18 protein-coding genes are annotated in these 17,291 nt (G+C 72.8%); 12 read left to right on the top strand and 6 right to left on the bottom strand.

Features of this window, described 5'->3' with window-relative positions; genetic code table 11:
* Positions 1-752: 752 nt before the first annotated feature.
* Together DC008_RS35485 and DC008_RS23650 are read left to right on the top strand one after the other, a co-directional pair.
* The gene (locus tag DC008_RS35485; protein ID WP_164492354.1) at positions 753-914 is read left to right on the top strand and encodes a hypothetical protein; all 162 of its coding nucleotides are present in this window, start codon (positions 753-755) and stop codon (positions 912-914) included.
* A 214-nt stretch (positions 915-1,128) separates the two neighbouring features.
* Positions 1,129-2,016, top strand: a complete 888-nt coding sequence (locus tag DC008_RS23650; RefSeq protein ID WP_108708673.1) for a hypothetical protein — start codon at positions 1,129-1,131, stop codon at positions 2,014-2,016.
* Between the two features lie 93 nt (positions 2,017-2,109).
* Here the strand turns inward: DC008_RS23650 and DC008_RS36045 are convergent, their stop codons facing one another.
* From DC008_RS36045 to DC008_RS23635, 3 genes are all read right to left on the bottom strand, one after another.
* Positions 2,110-2,631, bottom strand: coding sequence for an SHOCT domain-containing protein (locus DC008_RS36045; protein ID WP_108708672.1), 522 nt, complete (start codon positions 2,629-2,631; stop codon positions 2,110-2,112).
* Between the two features lie 98 nt (positions 2,632-2,729).
* Complete coding sequence (locus DC008_RS23640; RefSeq protein WP_108708671.1) at positions 2,730-3,068, bottom strand: YciI family protein; 339 nt, start codon at positions 3,066-3,068, stop codon at positions 2,730-2,732.
* Positions 3,069-3,079: 11 nt separating this feature from the next.
* Positions 3,080-3,484: an ATP-binding protein gene (locus tag DC008_RS23635; protein WP_108708670.1), complete on the bottom strand. Its 405-nt coding sequence runs from the start codon at positions 3,482-3,484 to the stop codon at positions 3,080-3,082.
* 380 nt (positions 3,485-3,864) lie between these two features.
* On the opposite strand from DC008_RS23635, the gene DC008_RS23630 reads away from it, so the two are divergent.
* Together DC008_RS23630 and DC008_RS23620 are read left to right on the top strand one after the other, a co-directional pair.
* Positions 3,865-4,095, top strand: a complete 231-nt coding sequence (locus DC008_RS23630; protein WP_055624080.1) for a DUF397 domain-containing protein — start codon at positions 3,865-3,867, stop codon at positions 4,093-4,095.
* Between the two features lie 251 nt (positions 4,096-4,346).
* On the top strand, positions 4,347-5,258 hold the full coding sequence (locus DC008_RS23620) for a helix-turn-helix domain-containing protein (protein WP_108708669.1): 912 nt from the start codon (positions 4,347-4,349) through the stop codon (positions 5,256-5,258).
* A 72-nt stretch (positions 5,259-5,330) separates the two neighbouring features.
* Here the strand turns inward: DC008_RS23620 and DC008_RS23615 are convergent, their stop codons facing one another.
* The gene (locus DC008_RS23615; protein ID WP_108708668.1) at positions 5,331-6,149 is read right to left on the bottom strand and encodes an SAM-dependent methyltransferase; all 819 of its coding nucleotides are present in this window, start codon (positions 6,147-6,149) and stop codon (positions 5,331-5,333) included.
* Between the two features lie 418 nt (positions 6,150-6,567).
* Here DC008_RS23615 and DC008_RS23610 point away from each other — a divergent pair, with 418 nt between their 5' ends.
* A complete protein-coding gene (locus DC008_RS23610) occupies positions 6,568-7,317 on the top strand; it encodes a thioesterase II family protein (protein WP_108708667.1) in 750 nt (249 codons plus the stop codon).
* Between the two features lie 9 nt (positions 7,318-7,326).
* On the opposite strand, the gene ku is transcribed toward DC008_RS23610, so the two are convergent.
* A complete protein-coding gene (gene ku, locus DC008_RS23605; RefSeq protein WP_244221406.1) occupies positions 7,327-8,400 on the bottom strand; it encodes a non-homologous end joining protein Ku in 1,074 nt (357 codons plus the stop codon).
* A gap of 87 nt (positions 8,401-8,487) precedes the next feature.
* Between ku and ligD the strand changes: the two genes are divergently transcribed.
* On the top strand, positions 8,488-9,369 hold the full coding sequence (gene ligD / locus DC008_RS23600; protein ID WP_108708665.1) for a non-homologous end-joining DNA ligase: 882 nt from the start codon (positions 8,488-8,490) through the stop codon (positions 9,367-9,369).
* Positions 9,370-9,389: 20 nt separating this feature from the next.
* Here the strand turns inward: ligD and DC008_RS23595 are convergent, their stop codons facing one another.
* Positions 9,390-10,196 (bottom strand): nuclease-related domain-containing protein, encoded by an 807-nt coding sequence (locus tag DC008_RS23595; protein ID WP_108708664.1) that lies wholly within the window; start codon positions 10,194-10,196, stop codon positions 9,390-9,392.
* Between the two features lie 324 nt (positions 10,197-10,520).
* Here DC008_RS23595 and DC008_RS23590 point away from each other — a divergent pair, with 324 nt between their 5' ends.
* The 6 genes from DC008_RS23590 to DC008_RS23565 all read left to right on the top strand — a co-directional run bounded on the left by DC008_RS23590 (position 10,521) and on the right by DC008_RS23565 (position 17,290).
* The gene (locus tag DC008_RS23590) at positions 10,521-11,027 is read left to right on the top strand and encodes a protein-tyrosine phosphatase family protein (protein WP_108708663.1); all 507 of its coding nucleotides are present in this window, start codon (positions 10,521-10,523) and stop codon (positions 11,025-11,027) included.
* Positions 11,028-11,130: 103 nt separating this feature from the next.
* Positions 11,131-11,874: a hypothetical protein gene (locus tag DC008_RS23585; RefSeq protein WP_108708662.1), complete on the top strand. Its 744-nt coding sequence runs from the start codon at positions 11,131-11,133 to the stop codon at positions 11,872-11,874.
* A complete protein-coding gene (locus DC008_RS23580; RefSeq protein ID WP_108708661.1) occupies positions 11,871-13,106 on the top strand; it encodes a sensor histidine kinase in 1,236 nt (411 codons plus the stop codon). The genes DC008_RS23585 and DC008_RS23580 overlap by 4 nt, the downstream gene beginning before the upstream one ends.
* 700 nt (positions 13,107-13,806) lie before the next feature.
* Positions 13,807-14,343: an SH3 domain-containing protein gene (locus tag DC008_RS23575; RefSeq protein WP_108708660.1), complete on the top strand. Its 537-nt coding sequence runs from the start codon at positions 13,807-13,809 to the stop codon at positions 14,341-14,343.
* Between the two features lie 53 nt (positions 14,344-14,396).
* Positions 14,397-15,818, top strand: a complete 1,422-nt coding sequence (locus tag DC008_RS23570) for an FtsW/RodA/SpoVE family cell cycle protein (RefSeq protein ID WP_108708659.1) — start codon at positions 14,397-14,399, stop codon at positions 15,816-15,818.
* The gene (locus tag DC008_RS23565) at positions 15,815-17,290 is read left to right on the top strand and encodes a penicillin-binding transpeptidase domain-containing protein (RefSeq protein ID WP_108708658.1); all 1,476 of its coding nucleotides are present in this window, start codon (positions 15,815-15,817) and stop codon (positions 17,288-17,290) included. Before DC008_RS23570 ends, DC008_RS23565 begins: the two co-directional genes overlap by 4 nt.
* Position 17,291 lies beyond the last annotated feature (1 nt).

Below are 17,291 nucleotides of genomic sequence, written 5' to 3'. Positions count from 1 at the left end.
GCGCCGCCAATGGTGCCGCCAACGAGGCAAATGTCGAGCGCGTCCCGGGCGGTACCTGCGTACAGCAGTAATCGGCCGGCCAGCGGACCCCGACCCCCGAAGGCCTCATCGTCACCACTGTGCCCACCCCCCTCAAGGCTTCACCAAATACTCAACAAGCGGAAGCCCTTCCACCGAATCGAGCAGGCCACCTGGAGCACGCCACGGTCGGCGCGCCCCCACCACGCACCCTCGCACCGGCGCGGACCGCTTGTGAAGGTCCTGACAGGGGCTCAGCTCGTCGCCCAGCAACTCGCATCCGGCCCCACCCTGACACCCCTACGCCAGTCACGGGGCGCACTTCGCGATTCGTGTGCGTTGCAATGATCACCTGAGGCTGCTATCAATCTTCCCCACGCATCATCACATGATCTTCACATCCTGCAGGTCCCCTCTCATGGCCGGTGGTCGGGGGAGTGCGCGTGTTCCGTCGGTCGGTCTCCGGGCCGTGAGTCCATCTGGAAAGCACATGAGCGATTGCCCGTCCTGCGGTGCTGAGACAGCCGCAGGTCACGCGTTCTGCAGCCGTTGTGGGGTGCCGGTTGCCGAAGTCGGTGCGGCCGACCCCGCTTCTCCTGCCACCGCCCCGCCTCCTCCCCCGCCGACCGCGCGCCCACGGTTCCCACTGCGGCGCCGGCCGTGGCTCCCACCGCACCGCCCATGCCGCAGTTCGCCCCCCCCCCCCCGGGCGGGCTGCCCAGTGGTTCGGGGCCGTGCGGCCCGACGCGGCGGCCGCCAAGAGCGTGGCCGTCGGTGCGCTGGCGGCGTTGGGGAGTCAGCTCGGGCTGCTGTTCGTCGTCCTCGCCGTCGGGGCTCAGTTCCTGCCCGACGAGAACACCGGCACCTTCGGGGACTGGCTGCCGGCCGCCGTGTGAATGGCCGGGCTGGCGCTCCGCGGCACGCTGGGGCTGTCCCTCGAGGAGGAGGCGCAGTCCTGGGGGGCGGACGAGGTCGCCGGGCAGGGGGAGGTCGGGCTCACCCTGCAGTTGCTGCTCTTCACCGGTACCGCGCAAGTGGGCCCGCGTCACCGGCATCGGCCTGATCGCGGCCGTCGTCCTCGGTGGCGGTGGTACGGCTGCCTGGGCCGTCGTGGACTCCCAGGTGTACGGCCCCGAGGGCGCCGTCGAGGACTACTTCGGGGCGCTCACGGAGGGCCGTGCCGAGGACCTCCTGGAACTGCTCGGCGGCACCGACTCCGGCCCGCTGCTGACGCAGGCGGTACTGGACCGGCAGCGCAAGGCGGCGCCGATGACCGGTGTCAGGATCAGCGAGCTGGAGGAGTCCGAGGACACAGCCGCCGTCACCGTGACGTACACGGTGGACGGCGACGAGTACGAGACCGTCGTGCATCTGGTCGCCGACAAGGAGGACAAGCACCACGGGCTGTGGCGGCGCTGGCGGGTCCTGGGCGGTCTCGGCAAGGTCGAGCTGACGGCGTCGTCCGTTCTCGGCAAGGCGCAGGTGAACGGGGTGACGGTGCCGTTGGACGAGGGCCCCACCGAGGTGACCGTCTTCCCCGGCTCGGTGACCGTGGACGGTGTGAGCTCCGCCCATGTCGCCGCCAATGGGGGCGGCACGGTCGTCGTGGGGCCGGGTGAGACCGAGGTCGTGGACGAACTCCGCGCGGGTCTCACCGGCAAGGGCGAGCGGGCCGCGCAGCAGGCCGTGCTCACCGAGCTGAAGGAGTGCGTGGAGCGGAGCACGAGCCTCGAACCCGACGACTGCCCGATCAGCCCGGACGGCTACTTCTGGGGGGACGACGCCGAGGACGTGAAGTGGACGCAGAAGTCCGAGCCGTCCCTGCGGACCGAGCCGGCCGAGGACGGCACCTCCGGTGAACTGGACCTGGAGGTCGCCTGGACCGACGTCAGTTTCGACGTGGAGGAGAAGATGGAGGACACGTGTACGTCGTCCTTCTCGGCCACGGTCGACCTCACCGGCACGCCCCCGAGCGTCAGCTTCGACGAGTACTACTGACCGACCAGTACTGACGAGCACTACTGGTCGGTCAGTACGTCCGATCCGTCCGGGCCGGCACCCTTCACGGGTGCCGGCCCGGACGCGCGTGGGTCACATGCGCGCCAGGATCTCCGCCTTCTTCGACGTGAACTCCTCCTCCGAGAGGATGCCCGCGTCCCGCAGCTCGGCGAGCTGGCGGAGCTGCTCCACGGGAGTCCCGCCCGACTGCGGCGCGGGGGCGGGGGCGGGGGCCGCCGTCGGCTGCTCGGCGCCCGGGACCTTGCCGAGGATCAGGTCGGTGAGCAGGCTCTTGATACGGGGAGCCGTGTCGTGCGGAACGCGGAACTCGATGTTGTTGCCCGACGCCACCACCACGACCTTGGTGAACAGCAGGCCGTCCCGCTTGGTCACCACGCTGGCGATGTTGCGGACCGGGATCATCTCGGTGCCGGCGTCGGAGCTGCGCACCCCGGTGGCCAGGAGCGAGGCGCCGCCGGTCAGAAAGCCGGCCGTGAGCTTCTTGGCGCTCATGCCACGGGTGCGGGACCACTCGACCCGGTCGTGGTAGATGGCCACGTCGGCGTTCTTGCCCTCGATGTGGCTCTTGAAGGTCATCAGCGCGGTGCTGGACATGGTGGTGCTCCTGACGTTCGGAAACGGCTTGGTACGTGCCGTCTGCACCTAGACCCACCCAGATGGGTGAAGGTTGTACGAACGTCGGGGTGACGGGCTCAAGCCGTCGGGTCCGGCATGATTTCGCGGACCTCCTGGGGGCAGCGGCACGCCTCGGCGATTTTGGCCGCCCAGGCCAGCGCGGCCTCGCGGGTGGGGACGTCGATGACCGAGAAGCCGCCGATCACCGCCTTGGTCTCCGGGTCGGGGCCGTCGGTGACGGTGCCGTCCGGGGACACGATGCTCGCCCGCTGGCGTTCCAGTCCGCCGCCGTAGACCCAGACGCCGGCCTCGCGGGCCTGGCGGACCACCTCCATCGAGGCTTCGGCCACCTTCGGCAGCTCGCCCTCGGGGATGATCATGGTGCCGTCGTCGAACGAGATCAGATAGTGCGTCATGGCCGACTGTTCTACGGCACGTCGGGCTCGTCCGTGCGCAGCATCGCCCAGACCGTCTTGCCGGCCGGGGGGCGGCGGGTCCAGCCCCAGTGCTCGGACAGGGCCTCGATGATGCGCAGACCGCGGCCGTGCTCGTCGAAGGGGTCGCTGGTGTGGGGGTAGACCGGCGGGCTGTCGCTCGGGTCGATGACCGCGCAGACCAGGTGCCCCGGGCGGCGCAGGCTGAGCCGGAGCCAGATGTCGCCGTCGACTGCAGCGTGCAGGACGGCGTTGGCCAGGAGTTCGGTGACCACCGTGAGCGCGTCGGTGGTGCGGTGGGCGAGGCCCCAGTCGTCCAGGGTGCGGCGGACGACGTCGCGGGCCTGGGCGCAGCCCCGTTCCGCGCCGGTGAGGGGCAGGGTCACGGGGCGGGGCATGTCCGTACCGGCGGGCGTGTCCGTGCCGGATGCGGTCGGTCCGGCTGGGCGCAGAGGCGCGATACGGGGCGTCTGCGGGGCGGCGCCGAGGCTTCGTACAGCGGCGCCGGAGGGGCGGGCCGGCCTCGCGGGGGACACAGCGCTGCCGGGCGGTCGAAGGCCTTCGTACGCAGGTAAGGACACAACGTCTCCCTGATACACGGTCATGACGGGGCGTCTGCACCGCAGTTGACGGCACGGCTATTATCCACGACGAAGGCCTCCTCGTGCAATTTCACGGGAAATTGCGCGTGGAATGTCATCGCAGAGCACGATGCGTGTCCGGGGCCCGGCGTGGCGGAGGGGCGTGCGCGTGGCGGAACGTGAGCAAGGAGAGTGCAGTGCCAACAGCACCGAACGGCGTACGGGCCAGCTCGTTGGGCGTCCGTTGGATCAAGAGCCGGCACAGCAATGCCGAGGGCAACTGCGTCGAAGTGGCGGCTCTGGCCGACGGGCGGGTCGCCCTGCGCAACTCCCGCGACCCCGACGGCCCCGCGCTCGTCTACACGCCGGGCGAGATCTCCGCGTTCCTGGCCGGCGCCAAGGACGGTGAGTTCGACCACCTGGCCTGACGCCGCTCGGCCGGTCGTGTGACGGCGGCCGGCCGTCCACGGGCACCGGCGTCCCCGGTGGGGGTGCCGGTCACGCAGGGGCGCCGCGGCTCTTCGGGGGAGGCGGCGGCGCCCCTGGCGGGGGGGTGTCGGGCCCTGACATCCGTGCCTCAAACGGAAGTTGAGCGCTCCACTTCCGGCGGGGCCGGGCGACGGGAGCCATCCGGATGCGATAATGCAGTCTGTCGTATGCCCGTCTACGGGGAGTCAGGATGTCCTCCGAGTCACCTCGCATTTCCCGCCTCGAGCCGTATCTGAGCCGGACGGAGCCCGCGCCCACCCTGCTGAAGATGCTGGTCGGCGTGCAGCTGGCGGGTATCCGCGAGGACGCCGGGCTCTCCCAGGACCAGGCGGCGCGGGCCGCGGGGTTCAGCCCGGCGAAGCTGTCGCGGATCGAGTCGGGCAAGGGCCGCCGGCCACCCACCGAGGCCGACGTCCGTACGCTCCTGGAGCAGTACGGCACCGCGGAGTACGAGGCCTCCGTGCTGCTGCAGCTGCTCAAGCGCGCCAACGAGCCCGGCTGGTGGCAGCGGTACGACAAGCGGCTGATGCCGGAGTGGTTCGACCGGCTGGTCGGGCTGCAGGAGGCCGCCACCGCCATCCGTACCTTCGAGCTCCAGTACGTCCCGGGTCTGCTGCAGACCGAGGACTACACGCGGGCCGTCGTGGAGCGCGGGCTGCCCACGGCGTCCGCGCGCGAGGTGCAGCGGCGCGTCGAGCTGCGTATGCGCCGCCGCCAGCTTCTGCACCGCGCCGACGCGCCCCGGCTGTGGGCGATCGTGGACGAGTCGGTGCTGCTGCGCGTCCTCGGCAGCCCCGCGGTCATGCACGAGCAGCTCGAGTACCTCGTCGAGATGGCGCAGCGGCCGCATGTGACCGTGCAGATCGTGCCGCTGGACGTGACCAACGCGTCCGCGCCCGCCATCCCGATCACCTATCTCCGGTTCGGCGGCGTGGACCTGCCCGACATCGTGTACCTGGAGCACATCAAGAGCGCCGCGTTCCTGGAGGACCGCGACGAGACGGAGGAGTACCGACTCGCGCTGGACCGCCTCGGTGACGAGGCCCTCGACCCGCGGGAGTCGCTGGAGCGGCTGCGCGAGACCATGAAGCGGTACGCGTGACGTCCTGAAGCGGCCTCGCCGGAGCCTCCTCACGGAATCACGGAGGCTCCGGACGCGCGCTGTGCGGGGGGACTACTGCGGCAGTCGGCCGATGCCGCCGAACTCGATCCACTCCATCGTCTGCTGACGCGGCGCCACCTCGTTGTCGGGGCGCCAGGTGGAGACCTCCACCAGACCGGGCTCCAGGATCTCCAGGCCCTCGAAGTACTCCTCGACGTCCTTCTCCTGGCGCACCCGGCCCCAGTGGCCCTGGGTCGCCTGGTCCATGAACTCGGTGACGAACTTACGGACCTCGGGGTCCTCGCTGACCAGCTGGCACATCAGCATGAAGCTGCCCGGGGCGAGGCGCTCGCGCACCCGGCGGGCCACCGCGAGCGGCCCGTCGGTGTCGCTGTCCGGGATGCAGTGGAACACCGAGTTGAACAGCACGGCCACCGGCTGCGAGAAGTCGATCAGGCGCTGGGTGTCCGGGTGGTCGAAGATGCCGTCCGTGTCGCGCATGTCGGCGTGGATGACGGCCGTGCGGTCGTTCTGGTCGAGCAGGGCGCGCCCGTGGACCAGGACCATCGGGTCGTTGTCGACGTACACGACACGCGACTCGGGGTCGACGTCCTGCGCGACCTGGTGGACGTTGTTCTGGGTGGGCAGACCGGAGCCGTGGTCGAGGAACTGCCGGATGCCGTACTCGCCGGCGAGGGTGCGCACGGCGCGCTGGAGGAAGCGCCGGTTGTTCACCGCGAGGGCCCGGGTGCTGGGGACGACCTTGTCCAGCTCCTCGCAGGCCGCTCGGTCGGAGGCGTAGTTGTCCTTGCCGCCGAGATAGTGGTCGTACATGCGCGCCGCTGTCGGCACCGCTGCGTCGATCGATGTGGACAGCTTTCCAGGCTCCATCGTTTCCCCCAGTGGCAGGGCCGGCCGAGGAGGATCACCTCGCCGACAACCCATCCTAGGGAGCGCCGAGTTGGTCGGGCCAGCCCATCGCGCAAGCCCGTAGGGCCTCTCGCGCCCCGCGGGGTGCGCGGGGACCGGCGAATTGGAGCAAGGGTGCGAACCGGTCACGCGCCCGTGCGGGCCCGGGTGTCCGCAAACGTTCGTAGGTGTCTACGAGATCGGCGGGCGGCGGCGGGGCCGGGTGCCGGGGGATGCCCTCAAGTGCCGTCCCGGGCCGGGCGATCAGCGGGGACGCGCGTCGCCAGGAGGCCCCGTCGGCGGTGGTTTCTCGGTCGCCTTTGGTGCCCGGGACGGCCGTGCGCATCGCCTCGAACTAGAGTTCCTGGTCAAGAATCGCATTCGAGTTCGAGGCGGAACCATGACCGTGCCCGGGACGCGGAGCCGGTGGCTGCGGGGCACGCGCTCCCCCGGCGCGCGGACGCTGCTGGTGTGCTTCCCGCACGCGGGCGGGGCGGCCGGGTTCTTCCACGACTGGGCGGCGCTCACCCCGCCGTGGCTCGACGTCCTGGCGGTCCAGTACCCCGGCCGACAGGACCGGCTGAACGACCCCTGCCCGGCCACGCTGGAGGAGCTGGCCGACACGGTCGCCGAGGCCCTGGTGCGGGAGGCGGCGGACGGGCCGCCACTGACGCTGTTCGGGCACAGCATGGGCTCGGCGGTGGCGTACGAGGTGGCCGGGCGGCTGACGGACGCGGGCATCGCCCCCGCCCGTCTCGTCGTGTCGGGGCGCGGCCGGCCACGCGGTCCGCATGAGCTCGCCCCGCGCGCGGCCCCCGACGACGACGAGATCCTGCGGCACGTCCGCACGCTCGATCCCGCGGGCGCCGCCCTGTACGACCATCCCGATCTGCGGCCCGTGATCATGCCGGCGCTGCGCGCGGACTTCCGGATGCTGGCCGCGCACCGCCCGGTCCCGCTGCGGCGGCTGGCGGTGCCGGTGACCGCGTGCGGCGGGGACCGCGACCCGGTGTGCCCGGTCGCGGAGCTGTCGTCCTGGTCGGACGTGACCTCGCGGGAGCCGGAGGTGCGGGTCTTCGAGGGCGGTCACTTCTATCTCACCCCGCGGAAGACCGACGTGCTGGCCCTCCTCGCCGCACGGCTGGTGTGACGGCGGGGATCAGGCCGAACGCTTGCGCGACGCCGTCTTCTTGGCCGCCGTCTTCTTCGCGGCGGTCTTGGACGACGTACTGGTCTTGGCCGTGCTCTTGACGGCGCTCTTCTTCGCGCCCTGCGCGGACTTCGACGTCGACTTCTTCGCGGACGACGCCGTCTTCTTCGCCGCGGTCTTTCCGCCGGACGTGGACTTCCTGCCCGCGGTCTGCTTCGGTGCGGCGCGGGCGGACTTCCGCTGCGGCAGCGTCCGCACCTCCGCCTCCGCGGGCTCGGCGGTCTCGTCCGGCTCCGCCGGCTCCTCGCCCCGGGACTCCTTCGCCGCGCGCACGCTCTTCTCCAGCGCGGCCATCAGGTCGAGGACCTTGCCCGACTGGGCCGGTGCGGGCGACTCGGGCGGGGCCTCGCCGGAGACCTTCGCGGCGACGACCTCCTCCAGGGCCTCCCGGTACTCGTCGTGCAGCTCGTCCAGCTCGATCTCGCCGAGGGTGTCCATGAGGGCGTCCGCGAGATCGAGTTCCTTGTCGTTCACGGTGACGTGCGTGTCCGGGGCGACACCCTCGGGAGCGCGGACCTCGTCCGGCCACAGCAGCCCGTGCATGGCGATGGCGTCGTCGACGACCCGCAACATGCCGAGCCGCTCCCGGCCGCGCAGGGCGTACTTGGCGATCGCCACCTTCTGGCTTCGCTTGAGCGCCTCCCGCAGCAGGGTGTACGGCTTCGCGGCCTGCGCCCCGCCGGCCGCGAGGTAGTAGGCGGCGTCCATCTGGAGCGGGTCGATCCGCTCGGCCGGGACGAAGGCGACGATCTCGATGGTCTTGGCGGTCGGCAGCGGGAGGTGGGAAAGGTCCTCGTCCGTGATCGGGACGATCGTGCCGTCCGCGTCCTCGTACCCCTTGCCGATCTCGGACTGGTCGACCTCGCGGTCCTCCAGCTCGCAGACCTTGCGGTAGCGGATCCGGCCGCCGTCCTCCGTGTGGATCTGCCGGAAGGAGATCGAGCGGTTCTGGGTGGCGTTCACCAGCTTGATGGGGATGCTGACCAGGCCGAACGAGATGGCGCCGTTCCAGATGGATCGCACTTCCGCACCCCTTCGGTCGATATGCCACTTCGGGCGATATGCCAGGATTGTTCCTATATTCAGTTGTTTCTCTGGAATCCTCATCGTATGACGCCGATCACAGAGGTGGAGGGGCGACGGCTCGCGCTCAGCAACCTGGAGAAGGTGCTGTACCCGGCGACCGGCTTCACCAAGGGCGAGGTGCTGCACTACTACGCCACCACCGCGCCGGTGCTGCTGCCGCATCTGCGCGACCGGCCGGTGTCGTTCCTGCGCTATCCGGACGGCCCGGACGGGCAGCGGTTCTTCGCCAAGAACGTGCCGCCGGGCACCCCCGACTGGGTCACGACCGCCGAGGTGCCCCGGATGGAGGGGCCGGCGCGGATGGTGCTCGTGCAGGACCTGGCGAGCCTGATGTGGGCCGCCAACCTCGTCACCGAGTTCCACACCCCCCAGTGGGTGATCGCGGCGCCCGGCGAGGCGGACCGGCTGGTCTTCGACCTGGACCCGGGGGCGCCCGCCTCGGTCGTCGAGTGCTGCGAGGTCGCCCTCTGGCTGCGGGAGCGGCTGGCCGCCGACGGCATCGAGGCGTACGCCAAGACCTCCGGTTCCAAGGGCCTGCACCTGACCGCCGCCGTACGGCAGGTGTCCTCCGAGCGGGCCACGGAGTACGCCAAGGAGCTCGCCGTCGAGGCGGAGCGGGCGATGCCCCGGCTGGTCGTCCACCGGATGACGAAGAGCCTGCGGCCGGGGAAGGTCTTCGTCGACTGGAGCCAGAACGCCGCCCGGAAGACGACGGCCGCCCCCTACACCCTGCGGGCCCGCGCCGAGCCGCTGGTGTCCGCGCCGGTCACCTGGGAGGAGGTGGCGGAGTGCCGCGACCCCGGCTCCCTGACCCTCCGCGCCCCGGACCTGGCCCCGCGCCTCCAGGACTTCGGCGATCTCCTGGCCCCGCTGCTGGACCCGAAGACCGCGACCGCGTTGCCCTGACGGCCGCCTGTTCTCAAGGCTCAGAGCGCCGCCGCCCACACCGTGCGGTCCCGCGCCATCGCGTACAGCGCCTCGACGTCCGCCGGTTTCAGCAGCCCGCCCGTCCGCGCGAACCCGGCGATCTCCGTGTCCCGCAGCACCCGCACCTCCCGGGGTGGCGCGGTCACCGCCACCTCGGCCGGAGCGACGAGGACGAGGACCGGGCGGACCTCGGCGGTCAGGACGTGCGCGGCCCGGGCGGCCTCGGCACGCAGGCGCCGCAGCAGCGGCTGTGCCGTCCGCCGCCCGAGCGTGACCAGCGGGTCGGCGACGGTCACCTTCTGCCTGCGGGCGTACAGGCTGTGCAGTGCGAACAGCCCGCCGGGCCCGATCAGCAGATGGTGGATGCGGTCCCCGCCGGGCAGCGGCACCGAGTGCAGCACCCGCCAGCCCGCGCCCTCCAGCAGGTCCAGCGCCTCGCCGGCCGTCCGCTCGGCGGTCAGCGCCCGCTGCCGGGGGTCGGTCCGCAGCCGGTGGGCGCGCCCCGGGTCCCTGTCGAGCGCGACGAGCAGTGCCTCGCCGGGGCGGTTGGGGGCCAGGTCGTCGTCCGGGTGCAGGGCGAGCCGGGCCAGGTCCGCGGGGGTGGGGACCGGGGGCGGGCCCACGGCGACCGTGCCGGTGACGAACGGGGCGAGGGCCTCCAGCACCTCCTCGCGGTGCTCCTGGCCGAGGAGGTTAACGCGGGCCGCCTCCCTGTCGTACCAGGCGATGTTCCGCCCGTCCGGGAGACAGACGTACAGCCGTTCCCGGCCGTGCCGCCAGGCGGGCACGACGCGCAGTTCGCTCATGGCACCATCACCCCACTGACCATGGGAACAGGCGGGGTGCTGCGCGGGCAAGAACCCGGCTACCTTGGGGAGGAGTTGGGCAGACCCCCCGTAGGGCGTGTCACGAAAGTGGCGTCGTTCGCCCGGAGGGCGGGGCTCGCGGCGTCTGGTGCCGGGGGCACGTCCCACGCCCTTCAGGCAGTGGGGGGAGCATCGCAAGGCGGAGGGCCTTCCGCGTACTGGGCGTACGCGGGCGACCCGACAACGCGGCGAGGTGCCGTGCCAGGCGCCGCGAGCCGGACGGGACTTTCGAAACACGCCCTGGGGGCGGCTGGGGAGGCGCCGTTGCGTACCCGCAGGAAGCAACCCGACGTACCCGCTCCGGACAGTCCGTGGAGCGAGATCGTGCCCGGTCTGTGGATGGGCGGGCACCAGTTCCGCGGTCGCACCGGGCAGCTGGAGTTCGCCGTGGTACGGGACGAGTTCGACCTCGTCCAGTCCCTGCTGCGGCTGCCCGGGCACGGGCCCGACCCGGGGGTGGAGCACCATGTGTGGCCGATCCCGGACGGGCCGCTGGACGGCACACAGCTCGCGGGCGTGATCCGGCTCGCGGACGCCGTGTCCGAGGCGCTCGACGCGGGCCGCAGGGTCCTGGTCCGCTGCTACCACGGCTACAACCGCTCGGGCCTGGTCGTCGCCCACGCCCTGATCCGGCGCAGCCACTCGCCCGACCAGGCCATCCGGCTGATACGCTCCCGCCGCTCTCCCTGGGCCCTGCACAACGAGCTGTTCGTCGACTACCTCCGCGCGGGACTGCCGGTCGCCCGGCTCCTGGAGGAACTCGCCGAGTGACCGGTTCGCCCGTCCGCCACCCGGGTGCGCAAAAAGGACTTCCGTACGAATAGGGTGTACGCGCCACGGGCGCCCGCCCCTCACCCGCCCTCCCTGGAGAACCGTGCCCCGCAGCCGCCCCCTGCGCCCCGCCGCGCTCGTCGCCGTGCTGGCGGCGGCCGTCGCGGGCTGCGGTGACGCCGGGGGCCTGCGCAGCGCGGGTCCGACCGAGACCGCGGTCGGCCCGGACAAGCTCTGGCCGCAGCTGACGCCGGCGTCGAGTCCGGCGTATGTGATCGGCGAGGTGAACCGCGAGGTCGTCAAGGGGGTCGCGGTCTCCGGCGGCGACATCCACGCCGTGGACCCGGTGGCCGTCGTACGGCGGGAGATCGCCGAGAGCCCCGGGGACTATACGGACGACCGGGCGCCGTACCGCGAGACCGGGCGGCTGATGGCGCAGTGCGGCGCGGGGGCGGGCCACGGCCGGTGCCCGGTGCTGCGGCCGTACTACCGGGATCTGACCGGCGACGGGCGCGCCGAGCTGACGCTGGGCTTCCGGCTGCTGCCGGGCCGGACCACCGCGGTGCGCGTCTACACCGTCGAGAAGCAGCGGCTGGTGCGGGTGATGAGCTGGGACGACGCGGTCAGCGGGGTGGAGCTGGCCCGGCGTTCGGTGATCATCCGCTCGCCGTCGGAGGTCGCCGGGTACGAGTACCGGCTGCAGTGGACGTGGGAGCCGGACCAGAAGGCGATGCTGCTCACGCACGACGAGATGCTGCGCACGGGCCCGCACCCGCCGAAGACCCCGAAGCCGTCCCCCTCCTCCTCGTCGTCCCCGTCGGCGTCCCCCTCGGCGGGGACTCCGTGAGGGTCCGGCTGCCCCGGTGGGCCGGGCCGCTCGCCGTGAAGGCCGCCGTGTTCATCACGGTGATGTGCTGCGCGCTCGCGGCCCTGCTGGGCGTCCTCGTGCATGTCTCGGTGACCAACCAGACCGTCGGCAAGGCGCGCGAGCTGGCGCTGGGCCGGCTGGCGAGCGCCACGAGGGCCTTCGAGACCGGGGACACCCTCGGTGCCGGGGTCCGGGTGGACCCGCCGGGGCTGCCGCGCTCCCTGCGGGAGCTGGCCCTGGGCGGCGAGCGGGGCACGATGGTCGCCGACCACCGGGGGCGCCCCACCATGTGGGCGGCGGGCCCCGTCGACCGCAGCCGGATCCTCGCCGTCGAGGTGGACTACTCGCAGCAGGCCCGCACGATCGACGGTCTGGACCGGGCGATCCTGTGGTCGTCGGCCCTGGCGATCGGGGTGACGGTCCTGGCGGGAGCGTTCGCGGTGACCCGGGTGACGCGCCGGCTGCACGCGACGGCCGGGGTGGCCCGGCGCATCAGCGTCGGCGACCTGGACGCGCGGGTCGGCGACCCGCGGACGAAGGACCCGGACCGGCCGCAGGACGAGGTGGCCGTGGTCGCCGCCGCCCTGGACTCCATGGCGTCCTCGCTCCAGGGCAAGCTGCTGGCCGAGCAGCGGTTCACGGCGGACGTGGCGCACGAGCTGCGCACCCCGCTGACCGGGCTGCACGCGGCGGCCGAACTGCTGCCGCCGGGGCGGCCGACCGAGCTGGTGCGGGACCGGGTGGCCGCGCTGCGGACGCTGACCGAGGACCTGCTGGAGATCTCGCGGCTGGAGTCGGGGCGGGAGCGCTCCGAGCTGGACACCGAGTCGCTGGCGGCGCTGGCCGACCGGGTGGTGCGGGGGTCGGCGGGTGACACCGAGGTCGTGGTCGTGCGGGACGCGGTCGTGGAGACCGACCGGCGGCGGCTGGAGCGGGTGCTGGGCAATCTGGTGACCAACGCGCACAAGCACGGCCGGGGGCCCGTGGTGCTGACGGTGGACGGGCACGTGGTGACGGTCCGGGACCACGGCGAGGGCTATCCGGAGTACCTGGTCGCGCACGGGCCGCAGCGGTTCCGCACCGAGGGCGGCGCCAAGGGGCACGGACTGGGGCTCACCATCGCGCTGGGGCAGGCGGAGGTGCTGGGCGCACGACTGACGTTCGCCAACGCGGAGGACGGCGGGGCGATCGCCCGGCTGACGCTGCCGTAGGGGCATGCCGCGTACGCCGGATGACGCCGCCATAGCGGCCTGACGGCATTCCCCGCGCGTTGACTGACGCTGCCGTAGAGGGCGGGGGCACTCCCGCGCGGCGGCCGACGCCGCCGTACCAGCCCGGCGGCAGCCCCGGCGCACCGGCCGACCCCGCCGCAGCGGCCGGATGTCATCCCCCGCGCGCCGGCCGACACCGCCGCAACCGCCGGGCGGCATCCCCCGCGCACCGGCCGACGCTGCCGCAACGGCCGCGGGCAAACCGTGCGCCGACCGACGCTACCGGGCGGCCGGGGCATGTCCCGCGCGGCGGCCGGGCGGCAGTCCTCGTGCACCGGCTGACGCTGCCCCAGCGGCCGGGCGGCATCCCCCGTGCGCCGACCGACGCTACCGGGCGGCCGGGCATGTCCCGCGCGGCGGCCGACGCCGCCGCAACCGCCGGGCGGCATCTCCCGCGCACCGGCTGACGCTGCCGCAGCGGCCGGGCGGCATCCCCCGGACACCGGCCGACGCTGCCGCAGGCGCCTGGCGGCATTCCCCGCGCCGTCGGCAGGCTCGCGGCGCGGGGCCGCTTCTCCCCCGGGCGTGGTGCTCGGTTGGCCCATTCAGACGCGCGGCGCCCCGGGGGCGCTCCTAGCGTGGCGATCAGTCAGGTTTTTCCTGTCCCGGGGTTTTCCGGGACTGTCCTCGGAGGTGCCTCATGGCCCTGCGTTCGCGTTTCGCGCTGTCCATAGCCGTCGGTCTGCTCGCCACCGGCGCGGCCGCCACACCCGCCATGGCCGACGACGAGTGGGGGTCCGGCAGCAGCTCGGAGTCCAACAGCTCGGAGTCCCAGGGGGACTGGGGCGGGACCCAGGGAGAGGGTGGCGGCGGTGGCGGCGGTGGCGGCCAGGGTGGGGACGGCGGCGGGGACTGGAGCGGCGGCGGCCAGGGCGGTGAGGAGAACGCGTCGCAGGGGGCGTCCCAGGGCGACTGGGGCGGTGGCGGCCAGGGCGGGAACCAGGAGTTCACCCGGGGCCGGGTCACCGCGGGCACCCTGCTGCTGCGCAGCGCGCCCGACCGGGGCAGCGAGGTCATCCGTGTCGTGCACCGGGGCGACCACGTGCGTATCTACTGCAAGACCCGGGGCGAGAGCGTCCAGGGCAACCGTCACTGGTACCTCCTCGCGGACGGCACCTGGGCGTGGGGCTCGGCACGCTACATCGAGACCGTCGGGCGCTCGCCGCGCTGGTGCTGAGGCATCAGGAGTCATCAGGCGCGCAAGACGCACTATTTGGGTAGGTTCCGGACATGACCAAGGCCGGAACCTCCCTGGTGGCGGCGGACGCGCCCGCTCCCACCGCAGCTCTCCCCCGGCGCCGTGGCATCGAACTGTCCCTCCTCGTCGTGGCCGTCCTGCTCAGCGTCTACGGCTACTGCGCGGTCGGCCTGGCCCGGCACGGCACCGTCCCGCCCGGCGCCGCCGGCTACGGCGCCGGGCTGGGCGTGCTGGCGCTGGTCGCGCATCTGGCCGTACGCCTGCGCGCCCCTTCGGCGGATCCCCTGCTGCTGCCGATCGGCGTGTTGCTCAACGGGCTCGGCCTGGTGCTGATCTACCGGCTCGACCTGGAGACGCCGGGCGACCGGGCGGCGCCCACCCAACTCGTCTGGTCCACGCTCGGGGTGACGCTGTTCATCCTGGTCGTGCTGCTGCTGCGCGACCACAGGGTGCTCCAGCGCTACGCCTACGTCTGTGTGGTCGCCGCGCTCGTCCTGCTCACCCTGCCGATCCTCTTCCCCTCGGTGAACGGTGCCCGGATCTGGATCCGGATCGCGGGATTCTCCATCCAGCCCGGCGAGTTCGCGAAGGTGCTGCTCGCGGTGTTCTTCGCGGCGTACCTGGCCGCCAACCGCAGCGCCCTGGCCTACACGGGCCGGCGGGTCTTCGGGGTGGAGCGGCTGCAGCTGCCGCCCGGGCGGGTGCTCGGCCCGATCGTCGCGATCTGGCTGGTGAGCGTGGGCGTGCTGGTCCTCGAACGGGACCTGGGGACCTCGCTGTTGTTCTTCGGCCTGTTCGTCGTGCTGCTGTACGTCGCGACCGGGCGCACCGGCTGGATCGCGCTCGGCCTGCTGCTCGCCGCGGCGGGCGCCATCGCCGTGGGCCAGCTGGAGCCGCATGTGCACGGCCGGGTCGAGGACTGGCGGCACCCGTTCGCCTCCATCGAGGCGGGCGAGGGCCCCAACCAGCTCTCCCAGTCGCTGTTCGCCTTCGCCGCGGGCGGCACGTTCGGCACCGGGCTCGGCCTCGGCAACTCGATCCTGATCGGCTTCGCGGCCAAGTCGGACTTCATCCTGGCGACCGCCGGGGAGGAGCTGGGCCTGGCCGGTCTCTCCGCGATCTTCCTCCTGTACGGCCTGCTGGTGGAGCGCGGCTACCGGACGGGGCTGGCGCTGCGCGACCCCTTCGGCCGGCTGCTGGCGGTGGGGCTCGCCTCGATCGTGGCGCTCCAGGTGTTCGTGATCGCGGGCGGGGTGACCGGGCTGATCCCGCTGACCGGCATGGCGATGCCGTTCCTGGCGCAGGGCGGCTCGTCGGTCGTCACCAACTGGGCGATCGTGGCGCTGCTGATCCGGCTGAGCGACCGGGCGCGCAGCCGGCTCGGGGTGCCCCGGGCCGAGGAGCCCGCGGCGCCGGAGACAGGGCGGCACGAGCACGCGGGGGCCGTCCGATGACCCGGCACATCCGGCACGCCGCCTTCTTCTGCGCCCTGCTGCTGGCCGCGCTGCTGGTCAACGCGGCCCGCGTCCAGGTCGTCGAGGCCCCGGCCTACGACGACAACATCGCCAACCGCCGCACCACCATCGCCCGGTACGGGCAGCCGCGTGGGAACATCCTGGTCGACGGCGCCCCGGTCACCGGCTCGCAGGACACCGGGGAGCATCTGCGCTACGAGCGGACGTACACGAACGGCCCGATGTACGCGCCGGTCACCGGGTACGCCTCGCAGGTGTACGGCACGACCCTGCTGGAGCACACCGAGGACGGGGTGCTGGCGGGCACCGACCCGCTGCTGTCGCCGTTCCCGCTGTGGGGGGCGGCCGCGCGGGGCCGCTACCCGGGCGGCGACGTGGTCACGACGCTGCGGCGGACCGCACAGGAGGCGGCGTACGAGGGGCTGGCGGGCCGCAAGGGGGCGGTCGCGGCGATCGAGCCGTCGACCGGGCGCATCCTCGCCCTGGTGTCCGCGCCCTCCTACGACCCGTCGGTGCTGTCGGGGAACGGCTCGGCGGTGGCCCGGTCCTGGTCGACGCTGAACCGGGACCCGGACAAGCCGATGCTGAACCGGGCGGCGCGCAAGACCTATCCGCCGGGTTCCACGTTCAAGGTGGTGACGGCGGCCGCGGCGCTGGACGCGGGGGTGGTCGAGGACCTGGACGCCAAGACCCGCACCCCCGACCCGTACACGCTGCCGGGGACCCGGACGAAGCTGACCAACGCGTCCGAGGGCTGCAAGAACGTGCCGCTGCGCAAGGCGTTCGAGTGGTCCTGCAACACGGTGTTCGCCAAGCTCGGCGTGGAGGTGGGCGTCGACCGGATGGCGGCGACGGCGAGCGCGTTCGGGTTCAACGACGCCGAGCTGAAGATCCCGTACTCGGTGGCCGAGTCGACGTTCGACACCCGGGTGGACCGGGCGCAGCTCGCGCTGTCCTCGATCGGGCAGTACAACACGCGGGCGACGCCGCTGCAGATGGCGATGGTGGCGGCGGCCGTGGCCAACGGCGGGCAGGTGCGCTCGCCCTATCTGGTGGAGCGCACGGTGCGGGCCGGCGGGGGCACGGTGGCGGCGGCCGGGTCCCGTCCGATGCGGCAGGCGATGCGGCCCTCGACGGCCGCGCAGCTGCGGGAGCTGATGGTGGACGTGGTGCGGGAGGGCACCGGTTCCAACGCCTGGATCCCGGGCGCGACGGTCGGCGGCAAGACCGGCACGGCCCAGCACGGGCTGGGCAACTCCGGGACGCCGTACGCCTGGTTCGTCTCCTGGGCGCAGGGCGACCACGACGTGGAGCCGAAGGTCGCGGTCGCCGTGGTGGTGGAGGACGCTGACGCGGACCGGGGCGAGATCAGCGGCGGCGGGGACGCGGCGCCGATCGCGCGGGCGGTGATGGAGGCCGTGCTGAAGTCGTCGCCGGAGCCGCGGCGCTGAC

The sequence above is a fragment of the Streptomyces nigra genome, from assembly GCF_003074055.1.
In the GTDB taxonomy this organism is placed as follows: Bacteria; Actinomycetota; Actinomycetes; order Streptomycetales; family Streptomycetaceae; genus Streptomyces; species Streptomyces nigra.
This window is presented reverse-complemented; position numbering and strand designations above follow the sequence as displayed.

Bases quoted from the DNA above. Each gene is read 5' to 3' on its own strand.
- DC008_RS36045 (WP_108708672.1), bottom strand. From the start codon at position 2,631: ATGTCCAGCACCGCGCTGATGACCTTCAAGAGCCACATCGAGGGCAAG.
- DC008_RS23640 (WP_108708671.1), bottom strand. From the start codon at position 3,068: ATGACGCACTATCTGATCTCGTTCGACGACGGCACCATGATCATCCCC.
- DC008_RS23635 (WP_108708670.1), bottom strand. From the start codon at position 3,484: ATGCCCCGCCCCGTGACCCTGCCCCTCACCGGCGCGGAACGGGGCTGC.
- DC008_RS23620 (WP_108708669.1), top strand. From the start codon at position 4,347: ATGTCCTCCGAGTCACCTCGCATTTCCCGCCTCGAGCCGTATCTGAGC.
- DC008_RS23615 (WP_108708668.1), bottom strand. From the start codon at position 6,149: ATGGAGCCTGGAAAGCTGTCCACATCGATCGACGCAGCGGTGCCGACA.
- DC008_RS23610 (WP_108708667.1), top strand. From the start codon at position 6,568: ATGACCGTGCCCGGGACGCGGAGCCGGTGGCTGCGGGGCACGCGCTCC.
- ligD (WP_108708665.1), top strand. From the start codon at position 8,488: ATGACGCCGATCACAGAGGTGGAGGGGCGACGGCTCGCGCTCAGCAAC.
- DC008_RS23595 (WP_108708664.1), bottom strand. From the start codon at position 10,196: ATGAGCGAACTGCGCGTCGTGCCCGCCTGGCGGCACGGCCGGGAACGG.
- DC008_RS23575 (WP_108708660.1), top strand. From the start codon at position 13,807: ATGGCCCTGCGTTCGCGTTTCGCGCTGTCCATAGCCGTCGGTCTGCTC.
- DC008_RS23570 (WP_108708659.1), top strand. From the start codon at position 14,397: ATGACCAAGGCCGGAACCTCCCTGGTGGCGGCGGACGCGCCCGCTCCC.
- DC008_RS23565 (WP_108708658.1), top strand. From the start codon at position 15,815: ATGACCCGGCACATCCGGCACGCCGCCTTCTTCTGCGCCCTGCTGCTG.